Source organism: Pseudomonas sp. ML2-2023-6, assembly GCF_037055265.1.
Lineage (GTDB): Bacteria > Pseudomonadota > Gammaproteobacteria > Pseudomonadales > Pseudomonadaceae > Aquipseudomonas > Aquipseudomonas kulmbachensis.
The window spans coordinates 4,221,313-4,240,541 of the sequence record NZ_CP146347.1; the positions used below are offsets into that span (position 1 = coordinate 4,221,313).

General features: G+C 56.6%; 19 protein-coding genes and 1 pseudogene. 10 read left to right on the forward strand and 10 right to left on the reverse strand.

Annotated elements, in window-relative coordinates; genetic code table 11:
• Positions 1-87: 87 nt before the first annotated feature.
• Both V6L79_RS19690 and V6L79_RS19695 read left to right on the forward strand, forming a co-directional pair.
• Positions 88-1,470, forward strand: coding sequence for a sodium:solute symporter (locus V6L79_RS19690; RefSeq protein ID WP_261739023.1), 1,383 nt, complete (start codon positions 88-90; stop codon positions 1,468-1,470).
• 214 nt (positions 1,471-1,684) lie between these two features.
• On the forward strand, positions 1,685-2,167 hold the full coding sequence (locus tag V6L79_RS19695; protein ID WP_338579374.1) for a hypothetical protein: 483 nt from the start codon (positions 1,685-1,687) through the stop codon (positions 2,165-2,167).
• A 118-nt stretch (positions 2,168-2,285) separates the two neighbouring features.
• On the opposite strand, the gene V6L79_RS19700 is transcribed toward V6L79_RS19695, so the two are convergent.
• The 5 genes and pseudogenes from V6L79_RS19700 to V6L79_RS19720 all read right to left on the reverse strand — a co-directional run bounded on the left by V6L79_RS19700 (position 2,286) and on the right by V6L79_RS19720 (position 4,991).
• On the reverse strand, positions 2,286-2,411 hold the full coding sequence (locus tag V6L79_RS19700) for a PA1414 family protein (protein WP_003441703.1): 126 nt from the start codon (positions 2,409-2,411) through the stop codon (positions 2,286-2,288).
• A 127-nt stretch (positions 2,412-2,538) separates the two neighbouring features.
• Positions 2,539-2,712, reverse strand: a pseudogene (locus V6L79_RS19705) (LysR family transcriptional regulator); the annotation flags it as partial.
• An 11-nt stretch (positions 2,713-2,723) separates the two neighbouring features.
• Positions 2,724-3,653: a DMT family transporter gene (locus V6L79_RS19710; RefSeq protein ID WP_261739025.1), complete on the reverse strand. Its 930-nt coding sequence runs from the start codon at positions 3,651-3,653 to the stop codon at positions 2,724-2,726.
• A gap of 73 nt (positions 3,654-3,726) precedes the next feature.
• Entirely contained in the window at positions 3,727-4,131 is a 405-nt protein-coding gene (locus tag V6L79_RS19715; RefSeq protein WP_261739026.1) for a DUF2177 family protein, read from the reverse strand.
• A gap of 23 nt (positions 4,132-4,154) precedes the next feature.
• The gene (locus V6L79_RS19720) at positions 4,155-4,991 is read right to left on the reverse strand and encodes a S1 RNA-binding domain-containing protein (protein ID WP_261739027.1); all 837 of its coding nucleotides are present in this window, start codon (positions 4,989-4,991) and stop codon (positions 4,155-4,157) included.
• Between the two features lie 357 nt (positions 4,992-5,348).
• Here V6L79_RS19720 and V6L79_RS19725 point away from each other — a divergent pair, with 357 nt between their 5' ends.
• Positions 5,349-5,528, forward strand: a complete 180-nt coding sequence (locus V6L79_RS19725; protein WP_048360704.1) for a hypothetical protein — start codon at positions 5,349-5,351, stop codon at positions 5,526-5,528.
• A 191-nt stretch (positions 5,529-5,719) separates the two neighbouring features.
• A complete protein-coding gene (locus V6L79_RS19730) occupies positions 5,720-6,442 on the forward strand; it encodes a TorF family putative porin (protein ID WP_338579375.1) in 723 nt (240 codons plus the stop codon).
• 81 nt (positions 6,443-6,523) lie between these two features.
• On the opposite strand, the gene V6L79_RS19735 is transcribed toward V6L79_RS19730, so the two are convergent.
• Positions 6,524-7,870: a DEAD/DEAH box helicase gene (locus V6L79_RS19735; protein ID WP_261739029.1), complete on the reverse strand. Its 1,347-nt coding sequence runs from the start codon at positions 7,868-7,870 to the stop codon at positions 6,524-6,526.
• A gap of 192 nt (positions 7,871-8,062) precedes the next feature.
• Between V6L79_RS19735 and V6L79_RS19740 the strand changes: the two genes are divergently transcribed.
• Positions 8,063-9,349, forward strand: a complete 1,287-nt coding sequence (locus V6L79_RS19740) for a mechanosensitive ion channel family protein (RefSeq protein ID WP_321833981.1) — start codon at positions 8,063-8,065, stop codon at positions 9,347-9,349.
• A 137-nt stretch (positions 9,350-9,486) separates the two neighbouring features.
• Here V6L79_RS19740 and V6L79_RS19745 read toward each other — a convergent pair whose 3' ends face one another.
• The 3 genes from V6L79_RS19745 to V6L79_RS19755 all read right to left on the reverse strand — a co-directional run bounded on the left by V6L79_RS19745 (position 9,487) and on the right by V6L79_RS19755 (position 11,807).
• The gene (locus V6L79_RS19745; RefSeq protein WP_261739031.1) at positions 9,487-10,047 is read right to left on the reverse strand and encodes an alpha/beta hydrolase; all 561 of its coding nucleotides are present in this window, start codon (positions 10,045-10,047) and stop codon (positions 9,487-9,489) included.
• Between the two features lie 40 nt (positions 10,048-10,087).
• Entirely contained in the window at positions 10,088-10,948 is an 861-nt protein-coding gene (locus V6L79_RS19750) for a carboxylate/amino acid/amine transporter (protein WP_338579376.1), read from the reverse strand.
• A 259-nt stretch (positions 10,949-11,207) separates the two neighbouring features.
• A complete protein-coding gene (locus V6L79_RS19755; RefSeq protein WP_261739033.1) occupies positions 11,208-11,807 on the reverse strand; it encodes an FMN-dependent NADH-azoreductase in 600 nt (199 codons plus the stop codon).
• A 154-nt stretch (positions 11,808-11,961) separates the two neighbouring features.
• Here V6L79_RS19755 and V6L79_RS19760 point away from each other — a divergent pair, with 154 nt between their 5' ends.
• The 4 genes from V6L79_RS19760 to aqpZ all read left to right on the forward strand — a co-directional run bounded on the left by V6L79_RS19760 (position 11,962) and on the right by aqpZ (position 16,473).
• A complete protein-coding gene (locus V6L79_RS19760) occupies positions 11,962-12,885 on the forward strand; it encodes a LysR family transcriptional regulator (protein WP_261739034.1) in 924 nt (307 codons plus the stop codon).
• Between the two features lie 161 nt (positions 12,886-13,046).
• Complete coding sequence (locus V6L79_RS19765; protein WP_261742466.1) at positions 13,047-13,610, forward strand: peptidylprolyl isomerase; 564 nt, start codon at positions 13,047-13,049, stop codon at positions 13,608-13,610.
• Positions 13,611-13,738: 128 nt separating this feature from the next.
• Positions 13,739-15,571 (forward strand): ABC transporter ATP-binding protein, encoded by a 1,833-nt coding sequence (locus V6L79_RS19770; RefSeq protein ID WP_261739035.1) that lies wholly within the window; start codon positions 13,739-13,741, stop codon positions 15,569-15,571.
• A gap of 200 nt (positions 15,572-15,771) precedes the next feature.
• Complete coding sequence (aqpZ, locus tag V6L79_RS19775) at positions 15,772-16,473, forward strand: aquaporin Z (RefSeq protein ID WP_261739036.1); 702 nt, start codon at positions 15,772-15,774, stop codon at positions 16,471-16,473.
• A gap of 18 nt (positions 16,474-16,491) precedes the next feature.
• On the opposite strand, the gene V6L79_RS19780 is transcribed toward aqpZ, so the two are convergent.
• On the reverse strand, positions 16,492-17,616 hold the full coding sequence (locus tag V6L79_RS19780) for a GNAT family N-acetyltransferase (RefSeq protein WP_261739037.1): 1,125 nt from the start codon (positions 17,614-17,616) through the stop codon (positions 16,492-16,494).
• A gap of 279 nt (positions 17,617-17,895) precedes the next feature.
• Here V6L79_RS19780 and V6L79_RS19785 point away from each other — a divergent pair, with 279 nt between their 5' ends.
• Entirely contained in the window at positions 17,896-19,188 is a 1,293-nt protein-coding gene (locus tag V6L79_RS19785) for a putative porin (RefSeq protein ID WP_261739038.1), read from the forward strand.
• Positions 19,189-19,229: the final 41 nt, after the last annotated feature.

Here is a 19,229-nt window from a genome sequence, read left to right on the forward strand (position 1 = left end):
TGCCATTAAGCCCCAGGCTTTATGGCACCGAGCCACCGTGCTGTGACTCGCTGCATCCATAAAAAAAATAATCGGAGATTCGCCATCATGGCTTTAGATCTACTGGTCGTCCTTATCTACGCAGCGGCAATGCTGGTGCTGGGTTACTACGGCATGCGCAAGGCAAAAACCCACGAAGACTACCTGGTGGCAGGACGCAATCTCGGTCCTACCCTGTACATGGGCACCATGGCGGCAACCGTGCTCGGCGGCGCGTCTACTGTCGGCACCGTGCGGCTGGGCTATGTACATGGGATTTCCGGGTTCTGGCTGTGTGCCGCGCTGGGCTGCGGAATCATCGCCCTCAATCTGTTCCTGGCCAAACCGTTGCTCAAACTGAAAATCTTCACCGTGACCCAGGTGCTGGAGAAGCGTTACAACCCGATGGCCCGTCAGGCCAGTGCGGTGATTATGCTGGCCTACGCGCTGATGATCGGCGTGACTTCGATACTGGCCATCGGCACCGTGCTGGAAGTGCTGTTCGACCTGCCCTTCTGGATTTCGGTGCTGCTCGGTGGTGGCGTGGTGGTGGTGTATTCAACCATTGGCGGCATGTGGTCGCTGACCCTGACCGATATCGTGCAATTTGCGATCAAGACCATCGGCCTGATGTTCGTGCTGCTGCCCATCTGCCTGTACCGCGTCGGCGGCTGGGACGAACTGGTCAGCAAGTTGCCAGCCTCGAACTTCAGCTTCACCAGCATCGGCTGGGACACGATCATCACCTACTTCATGATCTACTTCTTCGGCATCCTGATCGGCCAGGACATTTGGCAACGGGTGTTTACTGCCAAGACCGCCAAGGTGGCCAAGTACGCAGGCACGTTTGCAGGCTTGTATTGCATCCTCTACGGCCTGACCTGTGCCCTGATCGGCATGGCGGCGCATGTACTGCTGCCGGATCTGGACAACGTCAATAACGCCTTCGCCGCTATCGTCAAGGTCTCGCTACCGGACGGTATTCGCGGACTGGTGATTGCAGCGGCCCTGGCGGCCATGATGTCGACGGCCAGTGCAGGCTTGCTGGCTGCCTCCACCGTATTGACTGAAGACCTGCTGCCAAGGCTACGCGGCGGCAAGCAGTCGAGCCTCAACATCAACCGCCTGTTTACCTTGCTCACAGGCATCGCGGTGTTGGGCATCGCACTGGTGGTCTCGGATGTGATCAGTGCTCTAACCTTGGCCTACAACCTGCTGGTCGGCGGCATGCTGGTGCCACTGATCGGGGCGATTTTCTGGAAGCGTGCCACCACGGCGGGCGCCATTACCAGCATGGGCCTGGGGTTTATCACGGCTCTGGGGTTTATGTTCAAGGATGGGCTGGAAGCCAACACGCCGATTTACTACAGCCTGGGCGTAGCGCTAATCAGCTTTATCCTGGTCAGCCTGCTGGATCGACGCCCTGCTGCAGTTGCTAGCGCAGTCTTGTAAAGGTTTCTTCAGCGGGTACGACCCTCAGGTCCTACCCGTTTTTCTCTACACCCCACAGCTGTACAACTTCATACAGCTACAAACTCTAATACCCCGCCCATACAGTGCTATATCGCTGCCAAGCCATTAATCAATCCAACTACGCTTGAAAAGTGGCGACATGGGATGTCGCCGCACAACTTCAAGCAGCCTTTGATTAAATGGACTTAACACCATGACCCACTTCAAGATCTATCTGGCCACTGCCATAGTAGCTACCGGCATGGCACTCACCAGCGCCAGCGCTCAAGCCGATGTCACCACTCTGACGTTCGAAATAGTCAACAACACGTCAGGCCCCCTCACCCTCAATCGCTCGAACTGGAACCTGTCGCTGGCCGAGCCGGGCTTCTTTGATGTCGATCCGCTGAGCGAACATTCATTTGAAGCCAACTACAAAACCAACTTCGGCTACCCCAGAAAAACCCCTGCAACACTGCGTGAAGTCATTTCATATGCCAACGGAAATCGGGAATGCACCTTTACCACAGAGCTGAAAGTCAGCCAGTCATTCGGCGTATTCAAGCCGACACTAACCTCAGCCCGATCGGCCAGTGCAACGTCAACGGGTATGGAAGATGTGAAGTGTGAAGCTCGAGTCACAGAGAAAACAGACAATGCGCCGCTAAATTACAGCGTGCGCTATACCGTAGGCTAGCCAGCCAAAAATTGAAGGGCAGTTCATGCTGCCCTTTCTTTGCCCCCTCCTTGGCCCACTCACCGGCCAAGGATCGGAAGAAAAAAGCAGTCAATCTGCGTGTAACGCAAACACACCTTTAACGGCGACGTTGCGGACGACGACGCGGATCCTCGACAGGAATCGGCACAGGTTGCAGTGGCGGCTCAATCAGGCCAAGCGCAACACCAACGTCATGGAGCCAGGTTTGCAGTTTGTCTTTCATAAATCCCCCTTGGGGTCACTCTGGCGACGGGAGTTCTGTAGTCGCTTCACACAGATAATAGTCCTAAGTCCTACTCAATGCATGCCTAAGGTCAATGAACTTTAGGCTAACGTCCTACTCATCTGACTCAAGCCAATGCCTTGAGTTGCGTCGACTTCGCACTATTTAGCAGTGGCGACGTCTGCAGCAGCTCTATCCACGCGTTCGAGTTGACGCCCATCATGCCTTTTCGCCACATCAGCCAGGTTGTAGTACTGCCAAAAGGTTGTTGCAAGGCATGTACACCGACACTTTCACCCCCCCGGCAGTCGATCAGCTACCGAGCAGAGCGCGCACCTTGCGCCGCACCCACTGCTCAGCGCTGACAAACGTGATGCCGCACAGCACCAGAATCGCGCCCACCACAAAGTTGGCGCTCAAGGGTTCGTGCAGCACCAGCACGCCAAACGTCACACCAAATAGCGGCGTCATAAACGAGAACACCGCCAGGTTGGAAGCCATATAGCGCTTGAGCAGCCAGAACCACACCAGATAACTGAAGAACGACACCACTAGCCCTTGAAACAGCACACTGGCCACCGCGACGGTGGTCAGGCTGACATGGGTGATCTGACCGCTAAAAGCGGCGATCACCAACAGCCCGAGAAAGCCGACCACCAGTTGGTAGAACAACGTCAGGGTCACCGGCGCTTCCGATAGCCGCGAGCCACGCACCACGACCGTGGTCGCGCCCCAGGCCATGCCTGCCAGAATCGCGTAGGCATCGCCCAGCAGCATATTGCGGTCCATATCGGCAAACGAAACACCACCCGCAAAGGAAAAGGCGATCCCGATAAACGCGAGAATAATCCCCAACCATTGCAACGGCCGCAAACGCTCGCTGGGCAATAACCAGTTAATACCCAGCGCGGTAAAAATGGGCGCGGTATAGAGGAATACCGACATATGCGCAGCACTGGTCAGTTGCAGGCCTTCAGAGATAAAGAAGAACTCCAGACCGAAAAGGCTACCTGCCAGCAGGCCCCCTCGCCAGGTTGCGGGCACCTGGCCCCAGCCGCCCTTCCAGCAGATCAACAGCCCGACCAGCAACGCCGAAATACCGGAGCGCATGGCGGCTTGCATGACCGGCGCGATATCGGGCGCTGCGAGTTTGATGATGACTTGTTGCACGCCCCAGATCAGGCACAGGCCCAACATGACTTGCAGTGCGAAAGCATCCGTTGCGCGCCGCGAAACACTCATAGTTCACCTAACAAGAAAGCCACGCCCGCAAAGGTCAAGAACCGCACAGCGTTCGGTGCTGTTACAGAAGAAATCAGCCCGCCAGTTTGCGTGCCGCCCAATAACCCGACAACGCGGCAAGACAAGTCAATAACCCGCCCCACGCCATGTCCATCAATGCCAACTGGGCAGACCAGCCTTGCAGCGTAGCCCAGTTGGTCATGTCATAGGTGCCATAGGCTACCAGCCCGAAAAACGCACCGGTCAATGCGGCCCTGCGCGCACTGCCACGGGCCAGAGCCGGCAGCACGACAAAGAACACCACGCCCAGCACATACAACAGATAAAACACGATGGCCGGGCCCCATTTGGGTTGCGCCAGCATCAGCGAACCCAGCAGCTCTTTATAAGTTGAGCTCATGAGCAAGCCCAGCCACAGGCCGTCGAGCACCAGGAAAGCCAGTAACGCACCGATATACGCCCACACTGCTTTACTCATGTCGTCAGCCCCTTCGCGTTGGATCAGATCAGTTCAATGCGGTCCGCGTGGATCGCAATCTTGCCTTCCTTGTACAGCGCGCCAATGGCTTTTTTGAAGTTGCCCTTGCTGACGCCAAACAGGTTGCTGATCACTTCAGGGGCACTTTTGTCGCTGACCGCCAGTACGCCGTTGTTGTCGCGCAACTTGCTGAGGATCTTCGAGTTCAGGCTGCTGGCCGCTTCCTGGCCAACCGGTTGCAGGCTCAGGCTGATCTTGCCGTCAGCGCGCACTTCCTTGATGAACCCTTTCTCTTGTTTGCCCGCACGCATGAACTTGAAAATTTCATTCTTGTGGATCAAACCCCAGTGTTTGTTGTTGATCACGGCTTTAAAGCCCATGTCCGTAGCTTCCGCTACCAACAGATCAACTTCCTGGCCTACCTGGTAATTGGCCGGGGTTTTGTCCAGATAACGGTCCAGACGCGCCGTCGCGGTGATACGGCGCGTGTGCTTGTCGAGGTAGACGTGCACCACGACATATTCACCAGCCGTCATCTGGCGTTTTTCTTCGGAATACGGCAACAGCAAATCTTTCGGCAGCCCCCAATCGAGGAATACACCGATGCTATTAACTTCAACCACTTTAAGGCTGGCGAACTCACCGACTTGAACTTTTGGTTTTTCAGTCGTGGCAATTAACTTGTCATCGCTGTCCAAATAAACAAAGACGTTAAGCCAATCTTCATCTTCGCTGGGAATATCTTTTGGAATATAACGGTTAGGCAACAGGATTTCACCGTCAGCCCCGCCGTCCAGATACAAACCAAACGTTGTATGTTTAACCACTTGCAAACTGTTGTAGCGACCGATTAAAGCCATGTTCAATACCCTCATTACGTAGGCGGCATTCTACCCGAGTTTAGAGGGGCGAATTGGAGCGCCGCCGCCCGGCATCCAAAAAATTTGCGAAAGGTTTGATTTATCAGGATTTTCCAGCGTACCTTAGGTGCCACTCGTCACCCGGCAAGGTGCCGACCACCCGCCTGCCAGCCTCCAAATTCGTTTAGAATTCTTACGCTGTTATGAATTAAAACAGCGAGTTAGCAGAGAATTACGCGAGTGTTTATCCCTCGCGCACAACGTCACTTTAATTTTACGAAGATATTTAACAAGCAATTGTCAAGTATTTCAGGTACTATCGCTGGCCAAGTTATTTTCTACAGGACAATAGCCGCCATGCGTGTAAAAGCATCCGCCAGCAAAGCAAAGCCAGCTCCCGCTGTTGAAACCAGCGCCTCAATCAATGCTCAAATTGAAGCATTCTTGAAATCCGGCGGCGAAATTCAGGAAATCAAGAAAGGCGTCAGCGGCCAAACTTTTGGTCCGTCCAAGCAAATCACGCTCGGCAAAAAGTAATACCCCTCGCGTCATCTGGTCCTCATGCGCTTTGCCTTCCAAGGCGCTAGGACTATCGATTTATTCCCTCTTCTCCTGCATCAAAGCTGATTCGAATCGATAAATCGACGAACGGCACTTTATTGCCGACATTCCTGCGTATGCTCCAAAGGCTCTGAATCAAGCCTTTGAGCCGATATAGGGAGCCAATCATGCTCACACGGGCTGTACTGCTGACTGGCACGCTGCTAGCCAGCACGATTGTGGATGCACACGTCTTTTCCCGCGCGCTGGGCGACTTCGATCTTAAACTGGCCACCCAGCCGAGCCGCAGTATGGCCCAAGGCCTGGTCAAGCCTACGAGCGCAGGCTCGACCTTTCATGGCGGCCTGGACCTGACCCATAACAGCGGCTGGTACGCCGGGCAATGGGCGCCCACCATGGGCATCAAGCCCGGCAGCAATCTGGAAGTGGACTCCTACCTCGGCTACAAGCATCCCTTCGACCAGACCCTGAGCTATGAGCTGGGGATGATCCATTACAGCTACCCCAAACTCGACTCACTCGACAGCCAGCAATTTTTTGCCGGCCTCACGCTACTGGGTACGCGCTTTGGCGCCGCCTTCAGTAACGACCCGGACCGTCGCGACAGTACGCTGTTTGCCGATCTCGGGGTCAACCAGCCCTTCGGTATCGGGGTGAGCATGAAATACACCACCCACCAGTTGGGCACCCCGGTATCGATCGCCGATGGCGGCAGCGTGCGCGCTTTTAATGATTGGTCGATCAAGTTATCGCGCCCCTGGATGGGGATTGACCTGAACTTGATCTACAGCGACTCCAGCCTGGACGATACAGAGTGCTCGGCGTATTCAGGGCAAAACGCCGAATGTGATGGTTTGCTGACGTTCAAGGCCGAGCGGGCGTTCTACTGACTCATGGCATAAGCACAAAGAAAGGAGCAGGCAACAAAAAACCCGGCACAGGCCGGGTTTTTTGTGAGTCACGCCAGCGCTTTATTCAGCGGCTGGAGCTTCTGGCTTGCGGCGCTTGAGCGGTGCCATGCCGTCTTTGCTGACCAGCGACAGAGCGTCGGTCTTCGGGCGGTTGGCGATTTTGCGCTTGGTCGGTGCCTTGGCGCCCGACTTCTTCTTGACGCCCTTGGCGTCGGTCTTTTTCTTCTTCACACCAACAGCTTTACCCGAGGCCTTGACGTTTTTCGGTCCGCCGTAGGTACCTTTGACTTCCTTGATGGTGCGGCGCTCGAAGCTCTGCTTCAGGTAGCGCTCAACGCTGGACATCAGGTTCCAGTCGCCGTGACAGATCAGCGAGATCGCCAGGCCATCGTTACCGGCGCGGCCAGTACGGCCAATACGGTGAACGTACTCGTCGCCGCTGCGTGGCATATCGAAGTTGATCACCAGATCCAGGCCTTCAACGTCCAGACCACGGGCCGCAACGTCGGTGGCAACCAGGATCTTGACGCCGCCCTGCTTCAGACGGTCAATGGCCAGTTTGCGGTCTTTCTGATCTTTTTCACCATGCAAGACAAACGCCTTGTAGTCCTGAGCCACCAGACGACCGTAGATACGGTCCGCCATGGCGCGGGTATTGGTGAAAACGATTGCCTTTTGATAAGTCTCGTTAGCCAGCAGCCAGTTAACAATTTGTTCTTTGTGCTGGTTGTGGTCAGCAGTGATCACTTGCTGGCGCGTGGTGGCGTTCAGTTGGCTGACCTGGTTGAGCTGCAAGTGCTCGGCATTGTCCAGAACCTTGCCAACCATCTCGCGCAGGCCCGAACCACCGGTGGTGGCCGAGAACAGCATGGTCTGCTGACGGTTCGCACACTCGTTGACCAGACGCTGAACGTCTTCGGAGAAGCCCATGTCGAGCATGCGGTCGGCTTCGTCGAGCACCAGTACTTCAACTTCTTTCAAGTCGAGGTTGCCAGCGTTCAGTTGCTCCAGCAAACGGCCAGGGGTGCCGATCAGGATGTCAGGCACCTTGCGCAGCATGGCGGCCTGGACCTTGAAATCTTCACCGCCGGTGATCAGACCGGACTTGATGAACGTGAACTGCGAAAAACGCTCAACTTCTTTAAGCGTTTGCTGTGCCAGCTCGCGGGTCGGCAGCAAAATCAACGCTTTGATGCTGACGCGGATTTTAGCTGGACCAATCAGACGATTCAGAATCGGCAGGACGAAAGCGGCGGTTTTGCCACTCCCGGTTTGAGCTGTAACCCGCAGGTCACGCCCTTCGAGCGCGAGCGGGATGGCCGCTGCTTGCACAGGCGTAGGCTCGACAAATTTAAGCTCGGCCACAGCTTTAAGCAGGCGTTCGTGCAGGGCGAAATCGGAAAACACGGGTGCTACCTCGAAGAAATACAAAAAATCAGCGGCATAGAGTAACGGTTTCGAGCGCCTAGGCCGAGTTACTTTGCACGAACGGCATGAAACAAATGGTTTTTTAGGGTCTTTAGTCCAATCAGGGCCCATAAATTGTCCTGAAGTGCTCTAATCCCATGGCCATTTATTACCTGGATAGTGTTTTAGCTTATGGATACTCAACCACTCTGGACCCAAATCCAGACCCTGTGGGCCAACCTGGATCAACATCCCTGGGTCTCGGCCATACTGGGCCTGATCGTTCTGGTGGGCATTGCCCTGCTGGCTGGCCACATCGCACGCATCGTTGTGCTGCGCGTGACCAAAATCCTTGGTCGCCAGCCCGCCTTGCACTGGATCAATGATTTACGCGAACACAAAGTGTTCCATCGCCTGGCACAACTGACTCCATCCCTGATCGTGCAGTTCGGGCGCAACTTGGTGCCGGACATGAGCGACAACGGTCGTCATTTCCTCGGCAACCTGGCGTTGGCCATTACCATTTTTGTCCTGACGCGGGTCATCAGCTCACTGCTGGACGCCTTGCTCGATATTTACTCGCGCACCAATTACGCCAAGACCCGACCGATCAAGGGCTACATTCAGCTGACGAAAATGCTGCTGTATGTGTTTTCGGCCATCATCATTGTCGCGACCCTGATCGATCGCTCACCAATGCTGCTGCTTTCGGGTCTGGGCGCAATGTCGGCGGTCATTCTGTTGGTCTACAAGGACACCCTGCTATCGTTCGTGGCCAGTGTGCAATTGACCAGCAATGACTTGCTGCGCGTCGGCGACTGGATCGAGATGCCACAGGTCGGTGCTGATGGCGATGTGATCGACATCACCCTGCACACCGTCAAGGTGCAAAACTTCGATAAAACTATTGTGTCGATCCCGACCTGGCGCTTGATGTCCGAGTCGTTCAAGAACTGGCGCGGCATGCAGCAATCCGGTGGGCGGCGGATCAAGCGCAGCTTGTTTATTGACGCGAGTGACATTGCTTTTCTGACCGATGAGCAGGAGCAGCGACTGGAACAGGTACGCCTGCTGAGCGATTATCTGCATCGCAAGAAAGCCGAGCTCAAGAGCTGGAACGAAGCTCAAGGCACCGTCGCCGCAATGTCCGCCAACCGTCGGCGCATGACCAATATCGGCACTTTCCGCGCGTATGCCCTGGCCTACCTGAAAAGCCATGCCGACATTCAGCCAAACATGACCTGCATGGTGCGCCAGATGCAAACCACGCCTCAAGGCGTACCGCTTGAGGTGTACTGCTTTACCCGAACCACGGTGTGGGACGAATACGAGCGCATCCAGGGCGATATTTTTGACTACCTGCTGTCGGTGCTGCCTGAATTCGGGCTAAGCGTGTATCAGCAACCCAGCGGCAACGACCTGCGCAAAGGGTTACTGAGCAAGATGCATACGCCGTTGGCGTTGCCGGAAGACGCCTGACCCCTGTGTAAGTTGGAGCTTTGTGGGAGCGGTTTGCTCGCGATGGCGTCACCTCGGCCCGCCAGATAAACCGAGTTGCCTGTATCGCGAGCAAGCCCGCTCCCACAGACTCCACCCCACCAAGCCCCAAACAGGTGTCAGGCCTGCTTGAACTGGGGATCACCAGTCAGCCTGAACAACAGCTCGATCCCCTGTGGCCAGGACCCATAGCCACCTTCGCCATTGATATGCCCCGCATTCTCCAGCCATACCAGTTCGCTGCCCCAGGCCTCGCTGAATGCGCTAGCCCGTTCGCGGCTGACATAGGGATCATTGGTGCTGGCTACGGTGATCGCGTCAAACGGCAGCTCACTTAGCGGCATGGGGCTAAAGCCCGTTGTACCGGCCGGATAACTGTCAGCTTCGGTATCGCTGGGCGCAACCAGCAGCGCCCCGCGTACACGCCTTGCCTCTGCCGGGTGCTGCTGCGCCCAACGTGCAATCAGCGTACACGCCAGGCTGTGGCCCACCAGCACCACAGGCCGCTCACTTTTGGTAATCTTTTTCTGCAGGTTCTGCACCCAGTCAGTACAGACAGGGGTTTCCCAGTCTTCCTGCTTGACCCGATGCAACCCGCTGAAGCGCTGCTCCCAGTGAGATTGCCAATGCCCTGCTCCGGAATTGAACAGGCCCGGCAAGATCAACACCCTGACTGTCATTGCGACTCTCCCTTCAGGCGATGGATGACTGGGATTGACCTTAGACCGTCACAGCCCTGCGGTCTAGCCGGCTGATCCAGACCGCAAACACAATCACCAGCCCGCCGATGAACAACCGCCCCAGCGGTTCATGCTGGTTCCAGATCAGCAGATTGAGAATCAACCCCACGGGCACATGCAAAATGTTTATCACAGCCAAAGTGCCGACCCTGACCATACATGCACCTTTGTTCCACCAGTACAGACCCAACGCCGTAGAAATAAGCCCCAGAAATACCAGAACACCCCATTGCAAGGGCGCGTCCGGCAAAAAGTTGGCTTTGCCAAACAGCAAGAAGGCCGGCAATACCACCGCCAAAGCCCCCAGGTAAAAGAAACCAAACCGCCGGTAATGCGGCATGTCACTCGGATAGCGCGCCACCAAACGTTTGTACAACACTTGCCCGGCGGCAAAAGTAAAGTTGCCCAATTGCAGCAACAGAAAACCTCCAAAGAAGTCCGGGCTGATAGTGTCTAAACGGATCACTGCAGCCCCCATCACAGCCACCAGCGCGGCCACCAGCGCCCAGGGGTTGAAGCGGCGATTAAGCGCATCTTCGATCAAAGTCACGTGCAACGGCGTCAGGATGGTGAACAGCAACACCTCAGGCACCGTCAGTACGCGAAAGCTCAAGTACAGGCAAACGTAGGTGATCCCGAACTGCAAGGCGCCGATCAGCAACATGCCGCGCATAAAGCCGGGCTCTACCTGGCGCCAGCGCGTCAGGGGAATAAACACCAACCCCGCCAATACCACACGCACCAGTACCGCAAAATAACTGTCAACGTGTCCCGCCAGATACTCACCAATCAGGCTGAAGGAAAACGCCTGAATCAAGGTGACAAACAACAGATAGCCCATGAATCTCTCGCCGGAAAGTTGCATCAGCTCGCAGGCAAAACGCCCGCAAGCTCAGAAGAAGGTGTGCGACCTTAGCGGTTTTTCATCAGCCTTGACCATCACCCCGCAATACCCGGACAAAAAAAACCCGATCCGGCGCAAGGGCCGATCGGGTACGAGCACTCAAGAAAGTGCAAAGGGAGGTTCGATGCGCGAACCGCATGCTTGAAGGAGCAATGAAACGATTAAGCCTTGCGACGATTATCTGTCGATTAACAGACTATGCGATGGCAGACAGTCGAGCCTTGGCCTGGTTTAAACCTTTCTCCTGGAAGTCACCCCCCAGGTTCATGCCTTCGGCATGGATAAAGGTCACATCATGAATCCCGATAAAAGCCATGACCTGCCGCAGATAGGGTTCCTGGTGATCCGAGGTGCTACCTGCATATAGCCCGCCGCGTGCAGTCAGAACGTATGCTTTTTTGCCGGTCAGAAGACCTTGTGGCCCGGTTTCGGTGTACTTGAAGGTCACGCCGGCCCGTAACACGTGGTCAAGCCACGCCTTGAGGGTGCTCGGAATCGCGAAGTTGTACATCGGCGCCGCCAGTACCAGTACATCGGCGGCCAGCAACTCGTCAGTCAGCTCATTGGAGCGCTGCAGGGAAGCATGCTCGTCACCGTTGCGTTGCGCTTCAGGCTTCATCCAGCCACCCAGCAGGTTGGCGTCAAGATGCGGCACCGGGTTCAGGGCGACATCGCGCACGGTAATCTGATCGGTTGGATGCAGCGTTTGCCACTGGTCGATGAACTGCTGAGTCAACTGTCGGGAAAACGAATCCTGCTGACGGGCGCTGCTTTCAATAATCAGAACATTGGACATGGCGGATAGGCTCCATCTGTAAATACTGTAAGACGATGGAGAAAGATTAGAGAGCATCGGTTCGATAAAAAAGCGCAAATACCTGCTACAACCTATCTATAAATCTGTTTGTTTAGCGGTATCCTGTACCCCTTCAACACCAGAGGAATTCATCGTGAAAGCGCCCCGCGTGACCCTTGATCAATGGCGCACCTTGCAAGCGGTGGTCGACCACGGCGGCTTCGCTCAAGCTGCTGAAGTACTCCATCGCTCGCAGTCGTCTGTCAGCTACACCGTGGCCCGCATGCAGGATCAGCTTGGCGTGCCATTGCTGCGCATCGATGGCCGTAAAGCGGTGCTCACCGAGGCGGGCGGCGTGTTGCTGCGCCGCTCCCGGCAACTGGTGAAACAGGCCAGTCAGCTCGAAGACCTCGCCCATCACATGGAACAAGGCTGGGAAGCCGAAGTCCGGCTGGTAGTCGACGCCGCCTACCCCAATGCCCGGTTGGTACGCGCCCTGACCGCCTTCATGCCGCAAAGCCGGGGCTGTCGCGTGCGTTTGCGCGAAGAAGTATTGTCCGGCGTCGAAGAGGTATTGCTCGAAGGCGTCGCAGACCTGGCCATCAGCAGCTTCAATATTCCCGGCTATCTGGGCACCGAGTTGAGCACCGTGGAATTTGTTGCAGTGGCCCACCCCGACCATCCGTTGCATCGCCTGCAGCGCGAACTGCATTTCCAGGATCTCGAAAGCCAACTGCAAGTGGTGATTCGCGACTCCGGCCGCCAGCAACCACGGGACGTTGGCTGGCTCGGCTCCGAACAGCGCTGGACCGTCGGCAGCCTGGCCACCGCTGCCGCGTTTGTAGGCAGCGGGCTGGGCTTTGCCTGGTTGCCACGGCACATGATCGAACGCGAACTCAAGGAAGGCGTGCTCAAACCGCTGCCGCTCAATCAAGGCGGTAATCGTCACCCGGTATTCTTCCTGTACGCCAACAAGGACAAACCTCTGGGCCCGGCCACGCAAATTCTTGTCGAACTGTTGCAAACTTTCGACACGGCCCCACTGGACGCAGCTTTTGCAGCACCACAACAAGCGTGAAGATCAGTGGGCAGGAACCTGATTCAAGAATATCCTGTCCAACACCCGCCGCCCGTGAACATCCGCCACTGCCGGATGTGGCACGGGCACTGGTTCAATGCGCCTTGCATCCCTGCCCGCGTGCATTGAACAGCCACTCCACTTTTCAGGATCACTGAATGATGCTTAAAAAAATTGCTCTTGCCGCTGGCGCCCTGCTGTTCGCTGCCAATCTGATGGCTGCCGACACCACCAAAGCACCTCATGTCATGCTGGACACCAGCTTCGGCAAGATCGAAATCGAACTGGACCCGGTAAAGGCGCCAGTCAGCACTGACAACTTTCTGAAGTATGTCGATAGTGGCTTCTACAACAACACCATTTTCCACCGTGTGATCCCGGGTTTTATGGTGCAAGGCGGCGGATTTACCACGCAGATGGTGCAAAAGCCGACCCGCGACCCGATCAAGAACGAAGCCAGCAACGGCCTGCATAACGTGCGTGGCACCCTGTCGATGGCGCGTACCTCCAACCCGAACTCTGCCACCAGTCAGTTTTTCATCAACGTGGCTGACAATGCCTTCCTGGACCCGGGCCGTGACGCTGGCTATGCCGTATTTGCCAAGGTAGTTAATGGCATGGACGTGGTCGACCAGATCGTCAATTCGCAAACCACCACCAAACAAGGCATGCAGAATGTCCCGATCGACCCGGTACTGATCAAGTCAGCCAAACGCATCGACTGACAGACTGCCAGGAGCCTTGACCGGTGCCCTGTAGCCGCTGCCGAAGGAACGAGGCTGCGTTCCTTCGAGCGGCTACAGGATAGGGAACGTCAACTAAAGGAGAGCCCGCCCTGCGGGCGTCAGTGCACATGCTTTATCGTCGTTTCGAACAACTGATCGATATTTTCCGCGAAGCCCCCACCGCTGCCCCTCCCAGTACTGTCTGGGCGTTTTATCTCTATTACTTGCGTCAGGTCTGGCCCATGTTTGCCGCCTTGTTGGTGGTCGGGCTGATAGCGGCGTTGATCGAAGTATCACTGTTCAGCTACCTGAGCACGCTGATCGACTTGACCCAGGGCACTCCTAATACTGATTTCTTCAAGGTCCACAGCTCCGAGCTGATCTGGATGGCCGTGGTTGCCCTGATCATTCGCCCGGTGTTCTTTGGCTTGCATGACCTGCTGGTACACCAGACCCTAAGCCCGAGCATGACCAGCATGATCCGCTGGCAGAACCACAGCTATGTGCTCAAGCAAAGCCTCAACTTCTTCCAGAACGATTTTGCCGGGCGCATCGCCCAGCGCATCATGCAAACCGGCAACTCGCTGCGTGATTCGGCCGTACAGGCCGTCGATGCCCTGTGGCACGTCCTGATCTACGCCATCAGTTCCCTGGTGCTGTTTGCCGAAGCCGACTGGCGCTTGATGATCCCGTTGCTGACCTGGATTCTTTGCTACATCGGCGCCTTGTACTACTTCGTGCCCAGGGTCAAAGAGCGCTCGGTGGTGTCTTCCGATGCGCGCTCCAAACTGATGGGGCGCATCGTCGACGGCTACACCAACATCACCACCCTGAAGCTGTTTGCCCACACCCACTTCGAGCAGCAGTACGCCCGCGAAGCCATTATTGAGCAGACCGAAAAAACCCGGCTGGCGAGCCGTGTCGTCACTAGCATGGACGTGACCATCACCACCCTGAACGGCCTGCTGATCGTCTGCACCAGCGGCCTGGCCCTGTGGCTGTGGAGCCAGTCGCTGATCAGCGTCGGTGCCATCGCCCTGGCCACCGGCCTGGTAATCCGTATCGTCAACATGTCCGGCTGGATCATGTGGGTGGTCAACGGCATCTTTGAAAACATCGGCATGGTGCAAGACGGCCTGAAAACCATCGCCCAACCTGTCGCAGTGACGGATCGCGAGCAGGCACCCCGCCTCACAGTCAGCCGTGGTGAAGTACGTTTTGAACACGTCGACTTCCACTACGGCAAGCGCAGCGGGATCATCAGCGACCTCAACCTGGTGATCAAACCCGGTGAGAAAATCGGCCTGATCGGACCTTCCGGTGCTGGCAAGTCGACCCTGGTCAACCTGCTGCTGCGCTTGTACGACCTGCAAGGCGGTCGCATCCTGATCGACGATCAGAACATCGCCGAAGTGACCCAGGAAAGCTTGCGCGAGCAGATCGGCATGATCACCCAAGATACTTCATTGCTGCACCGCTCGATCCGCGACAACTTGCTCTACGGCAAACCGGACGCGACCGATGCAGAACTGTGGGAAGCCGTACGCAAGGCCCGGGCTGATGAGTTCATCCCGCTCCTGTCCGATGCTCAGGGCCGTACCGGCTTCGATGCCCATGTGGGCGAGCGCGGAGTCAAACTGTCCGGTGGTCAACGCCAGCGTATCGCCATTGCCCGGGTCCTGCTGAAGAACGCCCCGATCCTGATCATGGACGAAGCGACCTCAGCACTGGACTCCGAAGTCGAGGCCGCGATTCAAGAAAGCCTGGAAACCCTGATGCAGGGCAAAACCGTGATTGCGATCGCCCACCGTCTGTCAACCATCGCCCGCATGGACCGCTTGGTGGTCCTGGAAAACGGCCATATCGCCGAAACCGGCACCCACAGTGAACTGCTGGCCCGGGGCGGGTTGTACTCACGCCTCTGGCAGCACCAAACGGGAGGGTTTGTAGGCATCGACTGAGTCAACAGGAAAGCCACTGCAACCTGCCTGAGCCACAACGCCAGCGCCCGATTTTAAAGGGCCCTGGCGTTTTTTATGGCACTGGAAAAAAAGCGCGCAAGTGCTGTACTTAGAGCAGGATTCGGACGAATTCTGTCGTTAACCGCAGGAGGCGACGCTGCTTCAATTGCTCGATAGATTTATCTATCCGGGACCTTCCCATGACCTTGTTCAAACGTTCAGTCACCGAGTTGCTGGGTACTTTTTGGTTAGTACTTGGCGGTTGTGGCAGTGCTGTGCTCGCGGCAGCATTCCCCCACGTAGGTATTGGTTTACTTGGGGTCGCGCTGGCATTTGGCCTCACAGTGCTGACCATGGCATTCGCCATAGGGCATATTTCCGGTTGTCATCTGAACCCTGCCGTGTCCTTCGGTTTGTGGGTAGGCGGACGCTTTCCGGCCAAAGAACTGCCTGCATACATCATCGCCCAGGTACTGGGCGGGATAATTGCCGCAGCGCTTCTGTACTTGATTGCCAGCGGCAAACCCGGTTTTGATCTTGCCGCAAGCGGCCTCGCGGCCAATGGCTATGGCGACCATTCACCCGGTGGCTACTCGATGGTTTCAGGGCTGGTGTGTGAAATTGCAATGAGCGCCATGTTCATCCTGATCATCATGGGTGCCACGGACAAACGAGCCCCTGCGGGCTTCGCGCCGATTGCCATCGGTCTGGCACTGACGCTGATCCACCTGATCTCGATCCCGGTCACCAACACTTCAGTCAACCCGGCACGCAGCACCGGTCCGGCCCTGATCGTAGGCGGCTGGGCGCTTCAGCAACTCTGGATGTTCTGGCTGGCACCACTGGTGGGTGCAGCCATTGGCGGGCTGACCTATCGCTGGCTGGGCAAGGAAGGCAGCTGACACATGCAGCGGCGAGGATCAGGCCTGCCGGTAAGGCAATGCCGACCTCGCCTCTTCGGCATACGCCAGCACCCCGACCCGCTCACGCTGCAAAAAGTCACTCACGGCCGCTTTCAGCCCCTGATGACGCAGGTAATGCCATGAGTGGGTGATCACCGGTTCAAAGCCGCGGATCAACTTGTGCTCACCCTGGGCACCGGCATCAAATCGCTGAATCCCTTGGGCAATGGCGTAATCCATGCCCTGGTAGAAGCACGTCTCAAAATGCAGCTGATCGAACTCGGCCAAGCAACCCCAGTAACGACCATACAAACTGTCGCCGCCGATCAGGCTGAACGCCATGGCGACCGAGGTGCCGCCCTGCTTGGCCAGCACCAGGCGAATCGATTCGGGCATGCGCTCGGCCAGCAGGCTGAAAAACGCCCGGGTCAGGTACGGCGTTTGGCGGCGCACGGCGTAGGTGTTGGCGTAGCAGGCATAGACAAAATCCCATTGCGCCTCACTGACCTGACGGCCTTCGAGCCATTCAAAGTCGAAACCCTGCCCCGCCACTTGCTCGCGCTCCTTGCGCATTTGCTTGCGCTTGCGTGAACTCAGCGCATCAAGAAAGTCCTGAAAATCGCGGTATTCACGGTTCTGCCAATGAAACTGGCAACCCAACCGTTGCATCCAACCGGGCTGTTGCGCCAAGGCGGTATCGGCCAATGCATCGGTGAAATTGATGTGCGCGCTGGACAGCCCTTCTATCTCCAGATAGCCGGGCAAGGCTGCCAGCAGCTCCAACCCGTCCTCGGCACGGGCGGCCAGCAAGCGTGGGCCGCTGACCGGGCTGAAGGGTACGGCCGTCAACAGTTTGGGGTAGTACTCGATACCCGCTCGCTCACACGCCTGCGCCCACTCGTGATCGAACACGTATTCGCCGTAAGAGTGCCATTTGCGGTAGCTGGGCAATGCCGCTCGCAGTTGCCCGTTCTCGTAATGCAACAAGTGCTCAGGTTGCCAACCGGAGTGCGGGCCAAGGCTGGCACTGTCTTCCAGGGCGCTGAGAAAAGCATGCCGCAAGAAAGGTTGCGCAACCGGCACCAGCGCATCCCATTCCTGAGCGGTGATGGCGGACAGGCTGTCCAGTCGTTGTAACGGCATCAATAGTCCCCGAAGCGCGGCTTAGAGCGGCGATGGTAGCACCACAAGCCTGCTCCCGGCGGTTTTACCCGGCTGAAATCACTGTCACAGACTTGCTATCAGTTCGCCACTTTTCTGTCATATCCAGCCGCGATACTGACGCCGCTTCTTAGAACACGGGGTTATGAGTGAACGGTTTGCCAACACGCTCATGACACACCCAACCTCGTTAACGTGAGCCCGTAAAGGGCCGATTTTTATTGGGGTGGCTAGGGCCATCTCAGCACTGGGAGATTCAAAATGCGTCTTGTATCTACACGGGTAGCGGCGGGACTGTGTGGTGGCCTTGCACTGGCCATGAGCATTCCGGCCAGCGCTGCGGTCGATGCCAAACTGCTCGAAATGCTTAAAGCCAACGGTTCCATATCGCCGGCTCAATACGCCGAGCTGCAAACCGAACTCACCAGTGAGAAGCAAGCCCAGCAAGAAGCAGCCGCTAACCAGGTGAAAAAATCCGATCTCAGCGCTTTCGAACAGAAAGTCGCCTGGGCTGCCAAAACCGAACTCAAAGGGGATGTGCGGGTTCGTCAGGAAACAGTCAAAATCGATGGCGAATCCGATGGCAAAAACAAGGATCGTCAGCGCATTCGTGCTCGTCTAGGTGCCTACACCGAAATCAACCCGCAAGTGAACACCGGTATTCGTATTGCCACTGGCGGCGGCGACGATGCGCGCTCCACCAACCAGGATCTGGACAACTACTTCGACAAGAAGCAGCTGTGGCTGGATATGGCCTTCATCGACTACCACCCGACCGCCGTCAAGGACCTGCACCTGATCGCCGGCAAGATGGCACAGCCATGGGTGAGCATGGGCGATGTGATCTGGGATAGCGATATCAACCCGGAAGGCCTGGCCGCCACTTACAAGCACAGCCTGGGTAACAGCGGCGTCGAGATGTTCGGTAGCGCCGGTTACTACACCCTTAAGGACAACGTTGACGGCGAAGGCGTGCAATTTCGCAACGACTTGAGCCTGTATGCCGGTCAGTTGGGTGCAAGGTTCGCACCGACCGACAGCCTGAAAGTGACTTTGGGCGGCAGTGTCTACAGCTACAACAACGACAAGGACAGCAAGTGCCCAACCACCGGGACCAAGACCACCCCTTGCGCCCTGGCAGTTAACGGCAACAGCACTGACGAATTCCGTCTGTACGAAGGCTTCGGCCAGGTCGATATCGCCAACCTGCCGCTGCCACTGTCGCTGTACGGTCAATATGTACACAACGCAGCGACCGACAGCGATCAGGACAACGCCTGGCTGGTGGGTTTCAAAAGCAAGCTCAACGCCTTCAGCCTGGACTACAACTACCGCGACATTCAGCGTAACGCCGTGGTCGGTGCTTTCACTGACTCTGACTTCGCCAACGGCACTACCGGCTCACGCGGCCACAAGGTCAAAGTGGGTTATGAAATCGACAAGAACTTCGGTGTCGGCGTGACTTACTTCCTGACCAAGGCTGACTACGCAACCTCCACGCAGAAAGATGCCAAGGCCAACACCTTGCAACTGGATCTGGAAGCCAAGTTCTAAAAAGCCTCCCGCAACCAGCAAAACGCTGAAATCATTCAGCG

What these genes read in the sequence shown, in the direction of transcription:
- aqpZ (WP_261739036.1), top strand. Translation starts at nt 15,772, where the DNA reads ATGACCTTGTTCAAACGTTCAGTCACCGAGTTGCTGGGTACTTTTTGG.
- V6L79_RS19740 (WP_321833981.1), top strand. Translation starts at nt 8,063, where the DNA reads ATGGATACTCAACCACTCTGGACCCAAATCCAGACCCTGTGGGCCAAC.
- V6L79_RS19725 (WP_048360704.1), top strand. Translation starts at nt 5,349, where the DNA reads ATGCGTGTAAAAGCATCCGCCAGCAAAGCAAAGCCAGCTCCCGCTGTT.
- V6L79_RS19750 (WP_338579376.1), bottom strand. Translation starts at nt 10,948, where the DNA reads ATGGGCTATCTGTTGTTTGTCACCTTGATTCAGGCGTTTTCCTTCAGC.
- V6L79_RS19755 (WP_261739033.1), bottom strand. Translation starts at nt 11,807, where the DNA reads ATGTCCAATGTTCTGATTATTGAAAGCAGCGCCCGTCAGCAGGATTCG.
- V6L79_RS19730 (WP_338579375.1), top strand. Translation starts at nt 5,720, where the DNA reads ATGCTCACACGGGCTGTACTGCTGACTGGCACGCTGCTAGCCAGCACG.
- V6L79_RS19745 (WP_261739031.1), bottom strand. Translation starts at nt 10,047, where the DNA reads ATGACAGTCAGGGTGTTGATCTTGCCGGGCCTGTTCAATTCCGGAGCA.
- V6L79_RS19700 (WP_003441703.1), bottom strand. Translation starts at nt 2,411, where the DNA reads ATGAAAGACAAACTGCAAACCTGGCTCCATGACGTTGGTGTTGCGCTT.
- V6L79_RS19695 (WP_338579374.1), top strand. Translation starts at nt 1,685, where the DNA reads ATGACCCACTTCAAGATCTATCTGGCCACTGCCATAGTAGCTACCGGC.
- V6L79_RS19780 (WP_261739037.1), bottom strand. Translation starts at nt 17,616, where the DNA reads ATGCCGTTACAACGACTGGACAGCCTGTCCGCCATCACCGCTCAGGAA.
- V6L79_RS19765 (WP_261742466.1), top strand. Translation starts at nt 13,047, where the DNA reads ATGCTTAAAAAAATTGCTCTTGCCGCTGGCGCCCTGCTGTTCGCTGCC.
- V6L79_RS19720 (WP_261739027.1), bottom strand. Translation starts at nt 4,991, where the DNA reads ATGGCTTTAATCGGTCGCTACAACAGTTTGCAAGTGGTTAAACATACA.
- V6L79_RS19715 (WP_261739026.1), bottom strand. Translation starts at nt 4,131, where the DNA reads ATGAGTAAAGCAGTGTGGGCGTATATCGGTGCGTTACTGGCTTTCCTG.
- V6L79_RS19785 (WP_261739038.1), top strand. Translation starts at nt 17,896, where the DNA reads ATGCGTCTTGTATCTACACGGGTAGCGGCGGGACTGTGTGGTGGCCTT.
- V6L79_RS19710 (WP_261739025.1), bottom strand. Translation starts at nt 3,653, where the DNA reads ATGAGTGTTTCGCGGCGCGCAACGGATGCTTTCGCACTGCAAGTCATG.
- V6L79_RS19690 (WP_261739023.1), top strand. Translation starts at nt 88, where the DNA reads ATGGCTTTAGATCTACTGGTCGTCCTTATCTACGCAGCGGCAATGCTG.
- V6L79_RS19770 (WP_261739035.1), top strand. Translation starts at nt 13,739, where the DNA reads ATGCTTTATCGTCGTTTCGAACAACTGATCGATATTTTCCGCGAAGCC.